This is a genomic window from Anabaena sp. CCY 9613 (genome assembly GCF_963920895.1).
Classification (GTDB): Bacteria; Cyanobacteriota; Cyanobacteriia; order Cyanobacteriales; family Nostocaceae; genus Cyanocohniella.
On the sequence record NZ_CAWUDE010000004.1, the window covers coordinates 220,822 to 243,205 of the forward strand.

Consider the following 22,384-nt stretch of genomic DNA (forward strand, 5'->3'; position numbering starts at 1 on the left):
TAGATTCTGATCTCAGTAATGTTACTAAAAGTAACACTCTAGTTAACATCAGTTCAATTAATCTCTGCCTCCAGTTCAGACGGGTATAAATTGGTTGAAATACAAGGATCAATTATGAGTAGCGATCGCAAAATCAATTGATAGAAGAGTGGCATTGGGAACTCAAGCAATGCAAGAGTGTAAAAAACTTAGAGTGTTGCATTCCCTTTACAATTCATGAAAATTTTACTGTTTGTGTAAATAATAGTGCGTGATAACCGCTAAAAATAAACAAAGCAATTGTTACTTTTTATTTATGATATGAATCTCAGTCAATACTTACAAAAATCAGTATTATTGCTTACTGACCCTAAAAATGGAGGAAAACAAGATGAAGATATTTATTCACTGGTCTAGCGCCTTCGTGTTGCAAGTCTTGGCACTGATAGCAATGTCTTATGTGGCCATTGCCAAAGAGGCCCCGACGACTCTTCAACCAAGAACAAACCAGAGGCTTTGCTCTGTAGATCCAGTTGCAGATTTATTACCACCACTACCAAATAAGCCAAGTAACTCCTTACTGTCCTATCTCGCTCAGGAAGGTTTTACACAAAGCCAAGATGGTGCGTGGGTCTGTTATGTAAACGACCCCAAAAGAGAAGAACGCTATTACACCTTATTTAAGGTTCAAGAGATGAACGGACAGCTGATAGCCAGTTCTTTTCTAGATGGCGGTAACTTCATTGAAGGACAGGAATATCAAAGTATTGACTTTTTTATGAAGCTGGTTGAGCGTCACATGAATACCAGTCAAGAGAACCGTCAAAGTGTCCGCAGATATTTAGAAACCTTTGTAGATCTGGTAAAAGAAGGCAAAATACAAGCTTCCCGGCGGGGGTTTTTCTTTGACCAACCCAACCGAGCATTAGTTTTGTACCAAACACTCTCTACAGGAGATCTCAAAGGCTCGGCTATCACCATCAATATTCAAGCACCTGAAAACTTAAATACTGGAGCAACGCCCAGGAGATTACAACCCTCTGTGAGAGAGAGATTAAAACTTAATCGTTAAGCAATGCTCAGTTTTTCATGATGTTCGGTAAGCGTTCTGTGTGGTTTTGTTGAGGTGTATCTTGTTGAAGTCAACGTTTAAAAATATTGCAATCTTCTTTTCGTCTTTGGTGGTGGTGCTGACAATAGGTGAATCAGCCACAGCACAGCTACGTGTGAACCAGCGTGATTCTATTCCTAAAGGACAAGAGTCGCAGTATTTAGAGTACCAACGTCAGAATAATCAGAATCTGCGCCAGATGCGAGTTATGCCAGACTGTAGTCTGGGTGATGGTTTGGGCTGTAACAAAACAGGAACAGTAGTTGAACAAATCATCAATCAATCTCATGGTGCTAACTACTATGACTTATTGATGCGAGCTACTGGTGGTCAAGATAACTACCGTAACTTTGCGGCTTTTTATAATAACAATCCTCGATTACCGACAATTCCCTACGCCTCATTTTGGCGGAATGAAGACCCTTCAATTTTGGATGGACATCGGTATGTGTTGGGTCAATCTGTAAGTCGTAATCCTGTAACTGGTCTTGCAGATGTCACCCGGAATTTTGCTTGGTCACCCCTATCAAGAGGGAGAGAAATTAGCCCTCGTGATGGTTTGTTGGACTTGAAATACTCTTACGGGCGCGTTCTCTTAGAAGAAGTAGCCAAAATTCCTAACCTAGAACAGCAGGTTACTTCTCTGGATTTACCTCCAGATATGACCGAATTTTACTTATCTAACATTTCTCAAGGGTTACGCGCATTAAATATAGGTGACGAGAGAGGACTCAGACAAAGCGTGTTGAGACTACTTTCCTTTCCTTACTCACCGGGCGTTAGAGATGACGGTTGGTATGGGCGGAAAATAGTTGACGTTCCACTCACAGATCAACCAGAATTACCAACATTGCCTGGTACAGCTATTGTCAGTGAAAATCCACTACCGGTAGGAGAAGAGATGACGGTTGCTCTAGATGTACCTTTTTTGAATGAAGTTGTATTGCCTTCAGGGGGTAATTATGGGTGGCTTTATGGTTTAATTCCTCTTATGGCTCTATTCTTACTTCTGGAAGGAGATAGTTCTTCTAGCCAACCACCTACTCCTGTCGAAGCGATACCCGATACTTTGCCCCCCTTAATTGCCGTCGATAATGGAGGAGAATCACCTACAAGCAATACTTTTGTGCCACCCCAAGTCAGAGAAGTACCAGAACCGTCAGCGCTCAAAGCTTTATTGCTGTTGACTATAGTATTGGGTACACTCAATTACAAACAGAGGCTAGGGGCTAGAGGCTAGTACCGCTACCTTGAAAGTCAAAAGTCAAATCTTCTAGACTCATCACTTGATCAGTAAGTCGGCTGCTATTATTTGGCATAGTTTAATTATTCATGCCCACTAGCTGATCAAGCTGCGATAGGCATAAAGCCCTAGCGGGCATAGCTGCGCTTACCGCGGTAGCGTGCCGGAGGCTCTAGTCATGCTCTCCGGGCTTATGGCCTCAACAAAAGTGGATAAAAAATCCCTCGGTAACTAGTCGAGGGATTTCAATCTTTAGTACTTTGCACATGAAATGTATCCCACTTACACAGTGTATCTATCCTTTTAAAATTAAGTGTGCCAAAATGCCAAATTAACGTGACATACATGATTCCATGTGGCTACCTGTACCAGCAGATTTAACTTTATTGCCGAATGATGTTCATGTTTGGCGAATTGACCTGGATGTACCAGAACCACAATTACAAAATTTACTCGCAACCCTCTCTAGTGACGAAATCACTCGTGCTAACCGCTTTTATTTTCCGGAGCATCGGCGGCGTTTTATTGCCGGTCGTGGTAGTCTGCGGAGTATCTTGGGGAGCTACTTGGGTATGGAGCCACAACAAGTCAAGTTTGATTATCAACCCCGTGGTAAACCAGTATTAGCTCCTAACTTAAGTAATAGTGGCATCGCTTTTAACTTGTCTCATTCCCAGGGATTAGCCTTGTGTGCAGTGAATTATCATCGACCCATTGGCGTAGATTTAGAATGTATCCGCCCCATGTCTGATATTGAAACCCTGGCCCAAAGGTTCTTTTTACCCAGAGAATATGACGTAGTGCGATCGCTGTGTGGTCATCAACAGCAAGAAATATTTTTCCGTTATTGGACTTGTAAAGAAGCGTATTTAAAAGCCACTGGGGAAGGACTCGCCCAGTTAGAACAAATTGAAGTCATGCTAAATATTAGCGAACCTGCCAAGTTGCAAACAGCTGAAGATTGGAGTCTCTTTGAGTTAACGCCTACTGAAAATTATCTGGCTGCTGTTGTGGTCGCAGGTTTTGATTGTTCGTTGCAATGCTGGCAATATTCAGCTTTTCCATATCAGCAATAACATATTTGGCCACAGGAACCAAGAATAATCCTTTGTGATATTTGGTATTAGTCAACAGGGAATACTAAAGCAAATCATACCTGTGAGCATTGCTGTAATGTTAGCGTTATCCAACATAATTTTGACCATTCCGGGATATTCCATTACCGAGCAAATATATTCTGGTAGCAAAACCTTAGTTTATCGAGGCATCAGAGAACAAGACCAAAAAGGCGTTATCATTAAACTGCTGCGGAATGAATACCCTACATTCAGTGAAATTTCTCAGTTCCGTAATCAGTACACTATTACTCAAAACCTCAACCTACCTGGCATCATCAAACCCTTGAGTTTAGAAAACTACGGCAACAGCTATGCATTGGTCATGGAAGACTGTGGTGGTATCTCCCTCAAAGATTGGCAACAGGCGAAAAAGCACCAAAATGGAAATGCTATCACCCTACAAGAGTTTTTTCACATCGCCACAGAAATAGCATCGACTCTAGAGGGACTGCATCGCGATCGCATCATCCACAAAGACATTAAACCTGCCAATATTATTATTCACCCTACCACCTTTGAAGTCAGACTGATAGATTTCAGTATTGCCACCCTGTTACCTAGAGAAATTCAATTCCTGACTAATCCCAACGTTTTAGAAGGCACATTAGCTTATATTTCCCCCGAACAAACGGGACGGATGAACAGAGGTATCGATTACCGCAGTGACTTTTATTCTTTGGGTGTCACCTTGTTTGAACTGCTAACGGGAGAATTGCCTTTTGTTACCGCAGACCCCATAGAGTTAGTTTACTGTCACATTGCCAAACATGCGCCAACAGCTAGCCAAGTTAACTCGAACATTCCGTCAGTATTATCTGCCATTATTAGCAAGTTGATGGCCAAAAATGCGGAAGACCGCTATCAGAGCGCCCACGGACTCAGACATGACCTAGAAGAATGCCGTCAACAATGGCAACAAACAGGAAAAATTACAAACTTTGAATTAGCCCAAAAAGATATTTCCAACCGTTTTTTGATTCCAGAAAAACTCTATGGTCGCCAAAGCCAAGTAGAAAATTTATTGGCTACTTTTGCACGTGTTAGTAACGGTACCACAGAAATGATATTGGTAGCTGGATTCTCTGGCATTGGTAAAACGGCTGTAGTCAACGAGATTCACAAACCCATTGTCCGGGAACGTAGCTACTTTATTAAGGGAAAATATGATCAATTTCAACGAGATATTCCCTTTTGCGGATTTGTACAAGCTTTTCGGGACTTAATTGGGCAAATTCTTTTAGAAACAGATCAGCAAATTCAACAGTGGAAAAATCAAATATTATTGGCATTGGGTGAACAAGGCCAGGTAATTATTGATGTGATTCCTGAATTGGAATTAATTATCGGTCAGCAACCAGAAATAATAGAACTTACTGGTAGTGCCGCCGAAAATCGCTTCAATTTATTATTGCAGAGATTCATCCATGTTTTCATGACGAGAGAACATCCCTTAGTAATATTTTTGGATGACTTGCAATGGGCAGATGCGGCTTCGTTAACATTAATGCAACTATTAATGAACGAAACCAATAAAGCCCCGCAAAACATGGCTTTATCTTCTGGGTATACAAGTGATAAAAGTCTGCTCATAATTGGTGCATATCGGGATAACGAAGTAGCCGAAGGACATCCACTGTATTTGACAATTGAAGAGTTGAAAAATACCAAAGCTGCGGTTAACACCATCACTTTAACACCCTTAACGGAAAGTGATTTAAACTGCTTGATTGCTGATACTTTACGCTGCCCAGAAAAACAGGCGATAGCGCAAGCGCTGACTTGTCAGTTCGCTCTGACTAGAATTATCTTTGCCAAAACCAAAGGCAATCCTTTTTTTACTCATGAATTTCTCAAGGCTTTATACAAGGATGGTATATTTGAATTTAATTTTGATTTAGGATCTTGGCAGTACGACTTAGGAAATATTCAGGCATTAGCTCTGACAGATGATGTGGTGGAATTTATGACAACTCGACTCATGAAGTTGCCAACACCAACTCAAGATGTCCTGAAATTAGCAGCCTGTATTGGTAATCAATTTGACCTAAAAACCCTGGCAATGATTTATGATAAATCTACAGTCGATACAGCTTCAGATTTATGGACTGCCTTGGTTGAAGGGTTAGTAATACCACAAAATGAATCCTACAAATTAGTCGGCAAAGAAAGTCCAGAAACAACAAAATACTTGGAAGAAAAAGAATCTACACATGGCAACTCCCAATTACCTAAGTATAGTTTTATTCATGACAGGGTACAGCAAGCGGCTTATTCTCTAATTCCCAAACGAGAAAAACAGTTAATTCACCTAAAAATAGGACAATTACTGTTAAAAAATACCTCAGTTATTGAAAGAGAAGAAATAATTTTTGAACTAGTAAATCAGTTTAATATTGCAATTCCTTTAATTAACCTATCAAGCGATCGCCTTCAATTAGCTGAGATGAATTTGCTGGCTGGACGTAAGGCTTTGGCATCCACAGCTTATCCGACTGCACTCAAGTATTTCACTACAGGAATTAAACTACTGACAGATGATAGCTGGGAAACACAATATGAGTTTACCCTAACTTTCTATGAAATAGCAGCAGAGGCGGCATACTTAGCGGGAAATTTTCAGCAAATGGAAAAATTAACAGAGGTAGCACTACAAAAGGTGCAATCTCTGTTCGAGAAAGTGAAACTTTATGAAATTAAAATTCAGGCTTATGGAGCGCAAAATCAAGCATTAGCAGCAGTCAATATTGGACTATCATTTTTAAAGTTATTGGGGGTAGAGTTTCCCGAAAATGCCAGCGAGTCAGATGTACAGCTAGCAATGGCAGAAACAACATCAAATCTCACAGGTAGGCGCATTGAGGATTTTATTGACTTGCCAGAAATGACAGCAGTCCAAACAATGGCAATTATGCCTATCTTATCCAGTGTCAGTTCTTTAGCCTATCAGACTAATCCTCATCTGTTTTTGTTGATTATTCTCAAACAAATCAACTTATCAATCCAATATGGCAATATGCCGTTGTCTGCATATGTCTATGTTAGCTATGGGTTTCTACTCTGTTCGCTGGGAAACATTGAGTCTGGTTATGAATTTGGTAACTTGGCTTTAAATCTATTGATTAAGCAGAATACGGAAAAATTTACCGCTAAAACCGTAGTGGTATTTAATTCAGCTATCCGACATTGGAAGGAACATGCCAGAGAAAATTTTCAACCTCTATTAGATGCTTACGCTGCTGGATTAGAAACAGGAGATTTAGAACATGCTGCCTATGCATTGTTTAATTACACTTATGGTACATATTATATCGGTAAAAAACTGGCAGGTTTGCAACAAGAAGTAGCAAATTATAGCCATGCCATCTGTCAAATTAAACAACAAACAGCATTTTATTGGCATGAAATCTATCGGCAAAATATCTTGAACTTGGTAGATTCGGCGGAAAATCCTTGTCGTTTAGTCGGCGAAGCCTACGATGAAGAAAAAATGCTGCCGATTCACATCCAAGGTAACGATATCATGGGACTGTTTCATTTATATGTCAGTAAATTATTTCTATGTTATCTATTTGAAGATTTCTCTGAAGCTGTGGAAAATGGTGTGTTGGCAGAAAAGTATTTAGATGGTGGTGCAGGACAACTGGTTGTGCCTATTTTCCATTTTTATGATTCTTTGGCACATCTGGCAATTTATGCAGATGCAACAGATGAGCAGCAAAAAAATATACTAGCAAGAGTGCAAGTTAATCAAGAAAAAATGCTGCACTGGGCAAATCATTCCCCCATGAATTTCTTGCACAAATATTATCTTGTGGAGGCTGAAAGGCAGCGACTTTTTGGGGAAAATTTAGCAGCAATGGATAATTATGAACGCGCTATTTCTCTAGCCAAAGAAAACAAATATCTCAACGAAGAGGCGTTAGCTAATGAATTAGCTGCTAAATTTTATTTTCAATGGGGCAAAGACAAAATTGCCCAACTTTATATGAATCATGCTTACTATGGGTATATTCACTGGGGAGCATTAGCCAAAGCGGAACACTTACAAACCAACTATCCCCAATTACTTGCGCCTATTCTTCAGCCAGAAAAATTGAAACTCTCAGCCAGTAATAGTCAGATTACCGATATCAGCATATCTCAATCTATCCCCAGTACTAACGAAACTGTCATTAGCTCTAACGCTTCTCAAAGCAGCGTTTCCGATATGCTGGACTTGGCATCTGTCATTAAAGCCTCCCAAGCATTATCTGGAGCAATTGAGTTGGAGCAACTACTTTCCACCTTAATGGCAGTTGTAATGGAAAATGCTGGCGCTTCTAAGTGCGTGCTGATTTTGAGTGAAGGTGATCATTTAAATTTAACTGTAACCGCAGTTAGTTCTAGCGCCAATTTGGATTGTATCTCCACAGAGTTTCCATCCACTCAACTAGAATCTAGTACTGATGTTCCCATAACTTTAATTAACTACATCAAACGTACCAAAGAAATTTTCGTGATTGATGATGTCAAAACCGTGGCTTTTCTCACAGGCGATCGCTACATTGTGCGTGAGCAACCCAAGAGTTTGTTGTGTGTTCCGGTGATTAATCAAGGTAAATTGTTAGGTATTCTTTATTTAGAGAATAACCTGACGACAGGAGCATTTACCCGCGATCGCGTCGAAGTTTTGAAGCTGTTGACTACCCAAGCGGCGATCTCCCTAGAAAATTCTTTGCTTTACACAAATTTAGCCAGCGCCAATCAAACTTTAGAGGAATACAACCACAATTTAGAAGAAAAAGTAGAGCAGAGAACCCAAGAAATCAACGAAAACAATCAACGCTTGCAACAAGCACTCCTAGAATTACAAAGTACCCAAACTCGATTAATTCAAAGTGAGAAAATGTCCTCTTTAGGGGAAATGGTGGCAGGAGTGGCTCATGAAATCAATAACCCCATCAATTTTATTCATGGCAATATTAATCATGCTAGTGATTATGTCCAAGATTTGCTAGATTTAATTGTTCTCTATCAACAAGAATATCCTGATACCTCAGACATAATTGAAGAAAAAGCCGCAGAAATTGATGTCGATTTTCTCGCACAAGACCTGCCGAAGATTCTCAATTCTATGAAAGTCGGGAGTTCACGCATCCGGAATATAGTTTTGGGTTTACGTAATTTCTCTCGCCTCGATGAATCAGAAATGAAGCCTGTAGATATTCATGAAGGCATTGATAACACCTTAATGATTTTGCAGCATCGACTCAAAGAAAAGAGCGATCGCTCAGAAATTGCAGTGATTAAACAATATGCAGAGCTACCCCAAGTAAATTGTTACGCTGGCCAACTCAATCAGGTATTTATGAATATCCTCAGTAATGCTATTGATGCTTTAGAAGAATCAATAGTGAATCAAAAAATAACTGACAAACCACAGATTCACATCAGCACTGAGCGAGGAGAAGCCAATACCTTGAGGATTCGCATTGGTGATAACGGTTATGGGATGAATGCCCAGGTCTGCCAGAAAATTTTTGACCCATTTTTTACCACTAAACCCATAGGTAGTGGGACAGGATTGGGGTTATCAATTAGCTATCAAGTTGTTGTAGATAAACACAAAGGTCAGTTAACTTGTAATTCGACTCCTGGAAAGGGGACTGAGTTTGTCATTGAAATACCAATGCAAAAATAATCAATTGCTTTTGAAGTTGGCGAAGCAGTAGTTAGAGTAAAGCAAAAAGTTGGACATGTCCTCATCTCCCTCATTTTCCCTCTCCCTACTCCCCAGCAAATTAAAATGCACGAATTAACCTTAAGCGGTGTGTGCAGTTGCCATATTTACTGGAGACTCCGGACGCGTACGCCTACCTGTCATTACCATTTTTACGCCATTAGCAGGTGCTAGTGTCACCGCTTGGCGTTCAGGTCGTTCTGGTTTGCGATCGGCTAGTTCAAGTTGATAATTAGACAAGATTTTGGCGAAAACCAGCTTGATTTCATACATAGCTAAAGCTTCGCCAACACAGCGCCTGATAGCACCAAAGGGCATAAATTCATAAGGAGAAAATTGTTTTTCTAGAAAGCGTTCTGGCTTGAATTCCTTGGGTTGGGGATACAAATCTTCTCGCTGATGCATCAGATACATGCAACCAACAATTGACGTACCTGGCTCTAATGTATGACCTAGTAATTCCACTGGCTCTCGCACTATTGTGGGAAACGTCAGCATCACAACCGGATGAATCCGCAGGGTTTCATTACAAACAGCTGTGAGATAAGGTAGCCGGAAAATGCTCATGGGGTCAGGGGAATCACCAAGGCTATCTAATTCTTCCAGGAGTTTTTTCCGAACTTCTGGCTGGCGATGAATCCAATACAATCCCCAAGACATGACGGTTGACGTGCTTTCATAACCTGCAAACAGCAAAGTTTTCATTTCATCACGCAACTCTTCATCACTCATACCTTCTCCAGATTCATCCTTAGCTGACATCAGCATTGATAGGATATCGATGCGATCTGAATTTGGTTGAGAACGGCGTTCAGTAATTTCGGCACAAAGCAATTCATTTACTTCCTGTTGTTGGCGAATAAACTTTCCCCAAGGACTCCAGACACCTAAATCTTTTTGGAGAGGAGGTAATAAAAGAAAACCCGCAGTTAGAGGTGAGCGAAAAAAATCCAACAACGACAACCATAGCTCTTGGAGTCGTTGATAACGTTCTCCCTCGTACAAGCCAAAGATAACTTTTGCAATTACTTGGAAAGAAATTTCTTGTAGAGGTTTAATAGCCGCAAAGGGTTGGTCAGTCGGGAATTGATTAAAAACTTTTTCGGTGAGATCACTAATTAGATCACCATAAGTTCGCATCCGTTCTCCATGAAATGAGGGTATTAACAGTTGTCGCCGTTTTTTGTGGCGATCGCCTCCCAACATGACAAGAGAATACTCCCCTAGTAGCGGTTGCAAAAATCTGTTATTGTCCCCAATGTCTGCAAATTTTTTTTTCTCGCTAGTTAAAATCTTTTGCATTACTTGGGGATTATTCACAAATACTACGGTGTTCCCAAAACCAATTATCTCAGCAGTAAAAAGATCAGGATATTTCTGAGCTGCACTCTCCATAAATCCCATAGGGTCAACCACCCATTGGATATTCTGGATAAAACGAGGGGCTTTAAGGCGATTAGGTAGTTGCATTTGACATTTTTCCTTGCAAAATTTACTGTCTTTATACGTTTATTTTTGGAGTAATACCAACAGCTAAATCCAATCTTTCAGTAGATTGATAGCGGCCAGAACGAGCAGACCAATCCAAGTTGCCACGTATCCAACTATGCATTCCTGATATATATTTTGCTAGTTGACCATCTACTTCTTCACCAAAAGAAGGAAGAGAAGCTTCTAAGTTCAATAATGCTCTTAATTCTTGATCATGCATTTCGGCAGCACGATGAATTGCTTGTTCCCAAGGAAGTTTTTGTTGATAATGCAGTACCAGTACTAGATTATGAACATCACCACTTGCCATTTCTCTGGGTGCAGAAAAGATATCATTACACCATGCCAGAATGTTAATTGTCATCTCTTGAATTTTCTTGACGCTATTGTGTTTGCGTAAAACATCGGGAATGTTCAATTGATTGAACAATTCAATCCATAAGATAATCAAGTCTCCTGCCACACTTAACTTACGTAGCTCAATATAAGTTTCAACATCAGGTATATTTCCCTGAGCGCGGTTAGTTGTTTCCAATACACATCCATAAAAGAAGTCTTCAAAACTGTAAACAACACGATGCAATAATTTTGCACTTCCTGTTTGCAGCATTCTCTTGCGGATATCACTTAAGGCATGAGTTAGGGGAATATCCTTGCTCGTCAGTTCTGCTCCGTTAAATATTTCCAGAAATCTTCTGTAATAAACTTTCAGCAATTCAGGTCTTTTGCCTAAATCCGACATATCCCATTGATCATCCCAAATAAACAACCAACTCAACCAGTCAGTTGCAATCTTCAGTTCTTCAAGTTGACACTCAGGATAAGTACTTGCGGCCAGCCAAGCAAATTTTGCCTTACTGAAACGCTGATAAACTGATTCATTTTCCAACAGATCAAAGCGCAGTACCCATTCAAAAGCATAATCTTCTAGAACATCTGCATACTTACTAATTTGAGATGGAAATGGACAGTATAATTCGGGCAAGACAAGGTTTTTCATGAATACTCCAGTGACTTATGAAATTAAGCAATATCAAACCTGAAAATTGATAGCTAAAAATATGGCAATACAACATTTGAGTTGTAGCCACAACTATCTGTCATGCAATTTCAAACAACAAAATATGACGGAGAAATAATTTTTTTAAATCTGCCAAAAGTGTGTAAAAATATTGCAGATTTAAAGAAACTAGTTTCTTCGAGAATGTATGCTTTTAGATGAATTAACTTGGGAAGAAATAATTAAACGTTTTACACAAATAGACAATGCAAAAAATATTTACAAGAAAATACTTTATAAAATAAATTTCACATTGAATGCAAAAACTTAACTTACTTAATTATTATTTAATATTTAAATTAAAAAAATAACCGTAAATATATGTAATTTTTATTAAAAACGACATTATTTAGTTTTGTAACCTGTTGTAAAATATACTATACTTAGTAATTTATACGTAAAAAACTAAGTATATTTACTGTAGCTACGTAGTAATACTTAGCCCCTTATTAAGCTAAAAATTATCAGATGTGATGGGTAATGGGTAAAGCCCTCAAATACGAATTCGGGGGATATGAGGAGGTTAGCGAAGGGGAAAAAGAAATAGAGAAAGAGGAAGATTTGGGTTTTGACACACAATGTTTCTTCTTCATTTGCCTTATCCTCCTCATTTCCCCAGTTCCTAACCTAAGCTACATTCGCCACATTCAAGAAACCAGTTTGAATCAAATAGGCTGTATAAGTCATCAACAATTGAGAATCTATGGTTGGGCAAACAATAGAACTACCTTCCAAAGCTTTCAAAGTAGCTTGACAACTAATATGAGGTCTTCTGGCTTTCAGATACAAATCTGGAATAGTTAACTGTTCATCAGACCAGCGTTCCAAAAGAAAAGGTCGCAGAGTATATAAAGGATTGTCTACAGAAGACGCATTTTTAATTAACTCTGCTTGCCATTCATCATAGGGCAACATTTTAATTTGATAACCAAAAGAGCGTATCCAGTCAACTAAGAAACTCAACGGTACTGGTTGGGGATGTTGCAAGTGGAATGCTTTACCGATAGATTCTTTTTGTCTGGATAGATAAACAACGGCTTTACTTACATAATCCACCGGAGACATATCCAACATATAATCTACATCGGGAAAACTGCCCATTTCTAGACAACCCTTGGTCATCAAATTGATGAAATCATGGGTATTACAAATACCTGTTTGACTATCTCCTGAAATTAATGGTGGTCTGTGGATAGTTACAGGTAATCCTCTATCACCGGCAACTTTAACTAACTTTTCTGCCACCCATTTGGTTTGAGAGTAGCCCAGAAAAATACCTTCCCAATGACTAAAATCGTCCTGTTCTTCGACTAAATGGCCAGCATAAGCAGGTGATTCAAACACAGCTACACTAGAGACGTAATGTACAGGCTTGACTTTGGTTTGACAAGCCAATCGCAAAACTTCTTGAGTTCCTAAAACGTTAGCAGCTTTCAATGCTGAATATGGATAAACATAATTCAGCAAAGCCGCACTATGGTAGATAGTATCAATATTAGTAGCTAAAATTTGAAATTGTTCGGAGGGAATACCCAACAGTGGTTGAGATAAATCACCCACAATAGGAATAATTCGAGAATTAAATTTCTCATCCCAAATTGCATACTGTTCCAAATTCTTTTGCAGTTTGCTTTTACCTTCTGTGGAATTAGCAGCCCGCACTAAGCAATATATATCGGCATCAGTTTCTTGTAGTAGTTCCCGGATAATAAAAGCACCTAAATAGCCAGTCCCCCCAGTTAAAAAGATATTCTTGGGTTCACCAATAAAGACGCTAGATGCATTGGCAGGATTAATAGTGGGGTCAAGCACAACCTCAGCAGCTAAATCTAGAACTGGGGTGTTAGTAGAATTAGTTTGACTATCTTGAACCTGTACACCTTCTTGTATTTCTTCTGCTAAACGCTGTGAAAGTGAGGCAATAGTTGGGTAGTGCCAAAGGAGAAGGGGCGATGGTTGAAATCCCAATAATTCTTCTAATTTACTGACCAAAGTCATGGCTTGTGCTGAATCCAAACCATAATTTTCTAAATTTTCATTGACATCTATTTCGTCGGCTTCTACTCCTAATAATTCAGCTAGATTAGATACCAACCAAGCTTGAATATCTGCTGCACTATAAGATTGTTTTAGAGTCATTTTTACATCTCCAATAATTGAGGATTTTCTGGGCAATACTGACTGTAATCTTCGGGGATTTGCATTCCTTGCATTTTCAAGCTTTGAATGCGATATAAGAAAGCTGCTCCTATCATGATGTGATAAGCAACATCAACTACCCGACGATTCTGTGGTTCAGCTAAGTAAGAACCCCGCACCCAATCATTAAAACCACCCATTGCTGGGCCACACCAAATTTGATAATCGACTTCTCTACCTTTTTCCCCAGAACTAGACCAACGGGAAGATAATCCTAAATACCAGCGAAAAATTAATGCCATTTTTAGCTTAGGATTATTAACTGCCTTGCCTAGCTTTTCAGGGTTTTTCTGGGATAAATAAGCTGCTGTTCCTTCCCAGACTTCGGCGAGAGTTTTGCGAAAAACTTGTTTTTCTAATTTCTGTCTTTCTGCCAGGGGAATGTCTTCAATGGAGTCATAAGTCCGGTATATTTCATACAACTTCTGCGCGCGCATGGGAAACATTGTGCCGCGTTTGAGAACTTGCAGTTTTACCCCCATTTCAAACATATCGGCGGCTGGAGCCATAATCATATCTGCCATTTCTGCTTGAGCTAGTAATTTTTTGGTATGTTCACAAGCTCCAGATTCAACGCAGGACTGATTAATTGAGCCAGTCATGATATATGCAGCACCCATCATAAAAGCTGCTAAGGCTGATTGTGGTGTGGCAATTCCCCCGGCTACACCAATTCTAATTGGTTGGTCGTAATGATATTGTTCTTGGATTTCATTCCGCAAAGCAATAATCGAAGGCAATAAACAGATAAGGGGGCGATTATCTGTATGTCCACCAGAATCGGCTTCGACGGTGATATCGTCAGCCATCGGCACTTTAGCTGCAAGTTTCGCTTGTAAGTCGGTGATTAATCCTTTTTCTAGGAGTTCTTTGATAATTCTGGGTGGTGCTGGCTGGAGAAATTTGGTTGCTACTTCTCGACGGGAAATTTTGGCGATGACTTTGTTTTTAATTTCGATTTGGTTGGCATCGTTTAAGCTGAGTCCGGCGACACGGTAGTAAACGATGTTGGGGGTTAAGTCGAGAAATGCTGAGGCTTCTACGGTTCTAACTTGATATTTGAGGTATAGTTCTACAGCCCGGCGTTCGATGGCCATGTCGTTGGGGCTATGAATTAAATTGAAGGCGTAGGGGCCATGAGGTAAAGCTTCTTGAATCCGTTTAATGGCTGTTTCTAAGCGTTCTGGAGGTAGTCCACCTGCACCGAAGGAACTTAAGATTTGGGCTTTTCCCAGGGCGATGACCATTTCTTCGGAGGCAATTCCGCCGGCCATTGCACCGGTGACATAGGCGTATTTAACACCGTGAAAAGCTAGGAAGGTGGGGTCTCCTAGTTGTTGGAGGGTGATGGGGGGAATGGAGGTGAGGAGTTGTGCAGTTGGGTTATTTTCTTGGCAAAGGTAGCCTTCGTTGGTGACACCAATTTTGTCGCCAATTTTGAGGATGTAACAGGGTTTATCTAATGTTTGTAGTTTGGTTTTAATGGTTAATTGGTCGAAGGATACACTATCTAAGCACCCTTGCCAGGTGAGGTTTTGGGTGTGAATGTGGGGGGAGAACTTCAGGCTATTATTGTGTTTGTTTGGTAGTGTATCTACGGGGGTCACTGTAGTTTTACCTCAAGTTGTTAATGATGAGTTATTAAGTGTTGAGGGTTGTTGTAACAATCCTTTTTTTTTAACGAACCGCCAAGGCGCCAAGTACGCCAAGAAAAGAAGGGGAAATTTTTACAAATGAAGAGGAATAGTGATGGTTGGCGTTGCTGAATCAAATAAAATTTCTTTGCGGCTTTGCGGCTTTGCGCGATGTAATTCATACTTTCAATCAGCAACGCCCTAAATTTAGTTAATTTTCTTCATTCAATAAGTTTTCTGCACAGGCTAGTTGTAATTGAATGATTTCACTCATTTGTTTACTAAAATCTTTTCTGGCTTGTAAGAAAGCAGTATGATTTTTGGTTATGCGGTAATTGTTTTCACTCAGTTTTTGATACTGAGTTTTGTTGAGTTCAGACATTCTAATTGTGTTATCAAGTTGATGATTTGTGGCTGGAGATGACACAATTGGTTGCAGATTTTGCTGTCCCAGGGCTGTTGACTCAAAAGATTGTAATTCTTCTGGAGTCTCAAAACCGTGTTCCATGATATTTTTTATTGGGTCTTCTGCTGGCTGAGTTGGTGTAGGTAATTGTACGTTTTGATGCAGATTTTTTACCCGATAATTGTTGAGGTTATTGGCGATATTTTGGAAGTGTTTACGGTGTTCTTCGGTCAATATTGCCGCAGCAATTGATTTGCCACCTAGGGTGATGGTTCTTAGGGTTAATTTGTTTTGTTTGGTAGTGGTGGTGAGGTTGTACAGTGGTGATAAGTCTAAAGTGACTCGGTGACTGACTAGTTTTGCTAAGGCTTTGACCATAGAGCTGTGGTCATCCATGCCTCTACGATTTAGGGATACTGTGAGGTGTTCTTTGTTTTCTAAGATTTTGCTAATCCATCGTGAACACACTCCACCGGCACCGGCTTCGATGAATATTTTTACGCCGTCGTCGTAAATACGGTTAACTAGTTGGGGAAAGTCCAGTTGTTGGCTCAGTCCGGTGGCTATGCTGCGCGCTATAACACCACTATCTAGGACGATGGGTTGGTATTCGGCTGCGGAGTAGAATGTAACACCTGGTAGGTTTTGGCTGGGTAAGGTGTTGACTTTGGCTATTTCTGCGTATTGCGATCGCATGGGTTCGCAATGTATGACATGATCGAAGGGTGCAGGGAAGGAGTTGCAGCCAAGGGTTTTGATGACTCTTTGACAAGCTGTTTTCTCACCAGCAATTAAGACTTCTTCTGGTGTGTTGATTTGAGTTAAATAAACTCGTGACTCATTTTTGAGAGCTTCTCTGACTTGAGAGGGTGTAGCCATGAGTACATAAGTACCCCAAAAGTTATCTTCTTGTAATTCTGTTGTAGTTAAGCCCCAATACTCACGTACAGCATTTTTCGGGCCTGATAGTTTATCGCCAAACAAGGGTGATGAGTTGAGGGTATTACTACCGCCTTCAAAATCACTCCAAACTCCTTGGGCTACCATCATGCTGGTTTCACCTAAGCTATAGCCGAAGACGCATTGGGGTTTGACTTGAAAGTCGTCTCGGAAAATTGCTGTCATGTATCTGGCGAAGGCGATTTCACTTTCAAACATCGCCAGGGAATCATCTAACAGTTGCTTTTCGAGGGTTTCTAGTTGTCTGGTTGTGAGTTTAGGGAAGCTGCGGGGATAAACTAATTTCTCTACATCGGCTGCACGGTTATAGAGATTGTTGCTTTTCAAGTCCTCGAAGACTTTGGGGAATAGGCGGAAGACTGTCCGGCCGATGCCAATATAAGAATTGACTGCGGCTGGATAGACGTAAGCTAATGTTCCGCGTTTACCCAAGGGTTTTGCTGTAAAATAACTACCTAGTGGTGTTTGCCAATCTGTACCTTTTTCAAAGGCAGTATTTACACCTTTACGGGCTGCATCGATTTGTTTGAGGAGTTCTTTTTTGTTACGTCCGGTAATTGCTAGGGCGTATTTAGCCTCAGTATGTTCTTTAAAAGTGCTAAAGGTCTGACTCGCTGTGGTGGATAAACAAGAACTATCTTCGATACTTTGTTGGAGGCTATTTAAAACCTCTTGTAAGTTGCCTTGATTCTCAGCTGTTATGGGGAACAGATGAAAAGGCATTTGCTGTAAATACCTACTGTCGTGTTCTTGTTGGTCGGGGTCTTCTGACAAAATGACATGGGCGTAGGTGCCATCTATACCGATGCTATTGAGGGCAGCTATCCGACGAGTACCGCCTTTATCGACAAACCAAGGTCTAGATTCTGTCGCTACATAGAAGGGACTACCTTCCCATAGTTGTGGTGTTTTAGCACCAGACCATTGAGGTGTGGCTGGAATATATCTGTAATAAAGGCAGAGGGCAGTTTTGATTAAACTGGCAATTCCTGATGCTGTATATGTATGACCGATATTGGACTTGACACTACCTATGGCACACTGCAAACCATTGCCAGTTTTGGGATAAGCCTGTAACAACCCTGTGATTTCGGCTGTGTCTTGTTGGGGAATACCACTACCAAATACTTCTACATAATTGACCTCTTGAGGTTCAATCTCTGCCATCAAGAAGGCTTGTTGACAAGCCTCTTGGATAGCTTGGGCATCAGATGTTGTTAATTGAGGAGAACTATTTTCTGCAAAACTGACGGCATCTAGTACAGCATAAATTCGTTGGTTGTCTTGTTGGGCAGTGTCGTGACGCTTGAGGACAACTGCACCAGCACCTTCACCGACCATCCAACCATTGGCATTTTGGTCAAAGCTTAAGGTATGAATACCTGTATTGACTTTGCCTAATTGACTACGTAATAAAACATTTTCTACACCACCGGCTAAATCTATCGCACCCAAAACTACAGCCTCGACTTCTCCAGATGACAGCAGCATTTGAGCAACTTCCAAGGCCTTGAGGGCAGAGTTTTCACCAGATGTCATGGTGAAGGCGGGGCCAGTGAAATTCCACAAAGCAGAAATCCGACTCGCCATAATATTGGCGATGTGACTGACATACTCGCCGGTTTCGACTGAATGGTGAATACTGTCTTTGACAACGCCTTCTAACTGGGAAAGGTCTGTATCTGGTAAAGCGATATTTTCGGACAGTAAGCCTGCTTTGACTTGCCAAGACAAATCCCATCGTTGTTGTAATTGATGTACAGAAAACTCTGTTTCCGCAGCCACAATTACTGCTACATTTCCCCCTTCCTTAAGTCCCGCGTCTTTAACAGCGCGGTTAGCAACTTTTAAAAGTAACAGTTGTTGGGGATTAAGTTTTTCAACTTCGTTGGGAGGAATTTTGCAAGCCAACGTATCGATGTCAAAGTCTTGGATGTATGCCCCTACAGGCGCTTTTCCATCTGTTAAACCGTACTCTTGCAGTAAGTTAGTTTGCTCGTCTATACCATGCCATCTAGAAGGTGGTAGGGGAATAAAATGCTGGGTTCCTTCATAAATGCTGCGTTCAAAGGCATCTAAGCCGTTACATCCACCGAAGAAGGTATCCATCCCAACAATGGCAATTTTGGCAGGTGGTGTGGGTGTTGTAGAGTTAGCATCTGAGGCTGTGATGCCTTGTTCAATAATTAGATGGGAATTAGTACCACCAAACCCAAAAGCACTGATGGCTGCCCGTTTAATTGATGTATTGTTGTTAGGCCAGGCTGTAGCTTTTCTGACAATATTTTCACTGGAAATGACATTATTGTCTGAGGCTAAAGGGACATCGACATTAATAGTAGGTGGTATGACTCCCTGAGACATACTCATAATGACCTTAGTCAAGCCCACCATACCGGCAGCCGTTAGTAGATGTCCGGTGTTGGCTTTAGCAGAACCTACCAATGGTGAAGCTTGATTTTGTCCAAAAAATGTAGCTATGGAATTAAGTTCAGTTGTATCGCCTAGTAATGTGCCGGTAGCGTGACACTCTAGATAATCAATACTTTGGGGACTAATTTGAGCTTCGTTATAAGCTCGTTCAAAGGCGAGGACTTGCCCTTTGGTATTGGGGCTGAGTAAATGCTTACCTTTGCCATCATTGGAAAGACCATTTCCACAAATAGTTGCCAGAATATTGTCACCATCTCTGACAGCATCGGCATATCTTTTCAGCATGACCATACCCACGCCATCACCAGGAATTAGACCTCTGGATGTCTTATCTAAGGGGCGACTTGTACCGTCTTCAGAAAAGCCTTGGACACCGGAAAATAGCATCCTTACAAATAGCGAATCGGCACAACTGATGGCTCCCGCTAACATCATGTCAGCCTTATGGGATGATAGATAATGGGAGGCTAATTTAATAGCATAAAATGACGAAGAACAAGCAGCATCTAGACATAAATTAATTCTAGATAACGATAAAGCTTGGGCAACTATAGAAGCTGGTAAGCCAGAAATCATGGCGTTGAATAAAGACGCTTTTGTTGTCTTTGGTAAACCAGCTAAATTGAAGTCTTCATCTTGTAGAAGTTCTTTAACAGCAGGTGCGATCGCCTGTTGGTAAATGGGGGAAAATAATTGATGGGAAAGTTTGGTGGGGAAGGAAAGATTACCGAGAATTACGCCGCATTTGGCGAGGAGGTTTTGATTTCCCCAGTAGCCGCTATTGGTGATGGCTTGTTTGGCGGCATACAATGACCATTTAAAGGAGTCGTCTAAACCAGCAACTAATTCTGATGGCAGGTTATATTCGGCGGGATTAAAATTAAAGTCCCGGATATATCCACCTTTGAGGGAATAGGTTTTATCTGGTGTGCCTTTAACTGGGTTGTAAAAAATGTTGGGGTCTACGCCTATTTCGCTAGTTGTGGCTGATGAGGTGGATTCTTTTTGGGCTATGAGATTTTGCCAAAATTCGTCGGGGTTTTTAGCGTCGGGGAATAGGCATGATAATCCGATGATGGCTATTTTTTGCATTTTTATATCCTCAACAGTTTTGGGGTATTTAAAGGTAGGTAGGATTTACGCTTTTCCCCAAATTTGAGAATTTTTATTTCGCGCAAAGGCGCAAAGACGCAAAGTTTAAGAGCGCAAAATTATTTTAAGGTGCTACCTAAACAAACTCTTTCTTGGCGGTTTGTTTTAACTTTTGAGTAATTTCATTGACCAAATAATGGCGTTAGCGCCTAACATTCGGGAGTATACTTTTCCTTGTTTATCGTGGATAATAAAGTCGGCGATCGCACTACTTGCTGTTTTGGTTTTTACTTCGCAGGATACGTAAAATGGTTCGTTGTGTGGGGTGGGGGCAAATTGTTCAAATTTCTCTACTTTTCCGGGTAAGCAACCTTCTTGATGAAAGTGTTGTGTCCAAATCCATAAGGCGTGCATACTCAGGTCTGTTGTGTAAGGATTGACCCATCGGACGGGGAATTGTCCTTCTTTTTGAGGGCTGAGTTTTGTCCACAAGCATTCTGTAGTGATTTTTTCGGGAGTAATATTTAAAACTCGTTGGACTTCTTGAAATGATGGACCATGAAATAGGGTGGCTCCTCCATTTTGATAGAAGTCTTTTTTGGTGGCTGTGATGATGTTATCTTCGGCTAAATTGATGGATTCATAAGTGGGGATAGGGGAAATTTCTCGCTGGAGGTTTAGTTGAGCGCTAAAATGATAATGGGTTTTGCCGGCAGAATTTTTACTCCAGATTTTAGCTTTAACTTCTACTTTTTCTAAGTTGATTTTGGAAACTTCTTCTATTTCCAAAATATGTTCTTTAGCTAAAGTGTCATTGAAAGTAATTCCCTTCAAAATTTTGAAATCTGTGTAACTAAATAATTTATATCCTGGATAAATCTCCTCACAGGAATTGATAATCCAGGACATAGCACAGGTAGCCGGTAATACTGGAACACCCGCAATTACATGATCATATAAGAAGGGATTGGCTTCTAGTGTCATCTGGCGACGCAGACGATAAGTTCGCAGTTGGGTGTCTAACTCGATAATTGGGGGAACCAATGGACTACCAATGACAACTTGTGCAGTGTCATTATGGGCTGGGTGTAGTTCGTTGACTAGCATTTGTGTACCTACATCCACAGGAATAATATCAATTCCCCTTTCTGCAAAAGCCTTTTTCAGTTCTGGTGACACCATCCCACTATCCCAAGCACCCCAGTTAATCGCCACTACGTGACACTGAGGATAATTTTGCTTAATCAAATGGGCAGATTTATTGAGAATTTCATTAGCGATCGCATAGTCAGATTGTCCGATATTCCCGTAAAATCCAGTTACGGAGGAAAATAATACTAAATGCTGGAGTTGCTCAAGATTGACGCAAGATAGCAGATTTTCTAATCCCTGCACCTTAGCTGTGTAGACCTTTTCAAAATCCTGGTCAGTTTTCTTTTCTATTAACTTATCAGCTAAATTTCCCGCCCCGTGGATAATTCCCGTAATTCCACCCACAGCCGCTAACTTCTGCTGCAAATCAGCAACATTGGTGACATCTACACTAATATATTCTGCTTGCGCGCCTGTTGCTGCGATCGCTGCCAGTGTTTTCTTAATTTCTCGACTAGAAATAATCTGGTTATATATCTTCTGTACACTGATGGGTGTCGGCTTCTCCCCTTGAGACAGAAGATTTTCCATGATGCGTTTCTTTAGTGCTGGTTCCTCGAAACAATCCTGCACAAACGCTGGTTCAACTTCCAAAAGCTGCGAACGACCAAGCAAAATAAACTTACAAGGCTGGTGCTGTGCCATTTTAATCGCACATTGAGCTGTAATTCCTTTCGCACCACCACTTACAACAAAAACCGATGAAGGACGAACCTGAGTCTGTGTAGTCATATTATTGGGAATTTATGATTAAAATAAACCGCCAAGACGCCAAAACGCCAAGAAA

10 protein-coding genes are annotated in these 22,384 nt (G+C 40.7%); 4 read left to right on the top strand and 6 right to left on the bottom strand.

Annotated features, from left to right (window positions below):
- Positions 1–370: 370 nt before the first annotated feature.
- From ACM0OT_RS06495 to ACM0OT_RS06510, 4 genes are all read left to right on the top strand, one after another.
- Positions 371–1,051: a hypothetical protein gene (locus tag ACM0OT_RS06495; RefSeq protein WP_414563580.1), complete on the top strand. Its 681-nt coding sequence runs from the start codon at positions 371–373 to the stop codon at positions 1,049–1,051.
- Between the two features lie 64 nt (positions 1,052–1,115).
- Positions 1,116–2,330: a hypothetical protein gene (locus ACM0OT_RS06500; RefSeq protein WP_414563581.1), complete on the top strand. Its 1,215-nt coding sequence runs from the start codon at positions 1,116–1,118 to the stop codon at positions 2,328–2,330.
- 356 nt (positions 2,331–2,686) lie between these two features.
- The gene (gene hetI / locus ACM0OT_RS06505; protein WP_414563582.1) at positions 2,687–3,409 is read left to right on the top strand and encodes a 4'-phosphopantetheinyl transferase HetI; all 723 of its coding nucleotides are present in this window, start codon (positions 2,687–2,689) and stop codon (positions 3,407–3,409) included.
- 97 nt (positions 3,410–3,506) lie between these two features.
- Positions 3,507–9,131: a protein kinase domain-containing protein gene (locus ACM0OT_RS06510; protein ID WP_414563703.1), complete on the top strand. Its 5,625-nt coding sequence runs from the start codon at positions 3,507–3,509 to the stop codon at positions 9,129–9,131.
- Positions 9,132–9,251: 120 nt separating this feature from the next.
- On the opposite strand, the gene ACM0OT_RS06515 is transcribed toward ACM0OT_RS06510, so the two are convergent.
- The 6 genes from ACM0OT_RS06515 to ACM0OT_RS06540 form a co-directional block, all read right to left on the bottom strand.
- The gene (locus ACM0OT_RS06515) at positions 9,252–10,640 is read right to left on the bottom strand and encodes a cytochrome P450 (RefSeq protein ID WP_414563583.1); all 1,389 of its coding nucleotides are present in this window, start codon (positions 10,638–10,640) and stop codon (positions 9,252–9,254) included.
- A 31-nt stretch (positions 10,641–10,671) separates the two neighbouring features.
- Positions 10,672–11,661: a terpene synthase family protein gene (locus tag ACM0OT_RS06520; RefSeq protein ID WP_414563584.1), complete on the bottom strand. Its 990-nt coding sequence runs from the start codon at positions 11,659–11,661 to the stop codon at positions 10,672–10,674.
- A 687-nt stretch (positions 11,662–12,348) separates the two neighbouring features.
- Entirely contained in the window at positions 12,349–13,860 is a 1,512-nt protein-coding gene (locus ACM0OT_RS06525; RefSeq protein WP_414563585.1) for a thioester reductase domain-containing protein, read from the bottom strand.
- 2 nt (positions 13,861–13,862) lie between these two features.
- Positions 13,863–15,527 (bottom strand): PfaD family polyunsaturated fatty acid/polyketide biosynthesis protein, encoded by a 1,665-nt coding sequence (locus ACM0OT_RS06530; RefSeq protein WP_414563586.1) that lies wholly within the window; start codon positions 15,525–15,527, stop codon positions 13,863–13,865.
- A gap of 238 nt (positions 15,528–15,765) precedes the next feature.
- Positions 15,766–20,445 (bottom strand): PfaB family protein, encoded by a 4,680-nt coding sequence (locus tag ACM0OT_RS06535; protein ID WP_414563587.1) that lies wholly within the window; start codon positions 20,443–20,445, stop codon positions 15,766–15,768.
- A gap of 165 nt (positions 20,446–20,610) precedes the next feature.
- Positions 20,611–22,329 (bottom strand): SDR family NAD(P)-dependent oxidoreductase, encoded by a 1,719-nt coding sequence (locus ACM0OT_RS06540; protein WP_414563588.1) that lies wholly within the window; start codon positions 22,327–22,329, stop codon positions 20,611–20,613.
- Between the last annotated feature and the right edge of the window lie 55 nt (positions 22,330–22,384).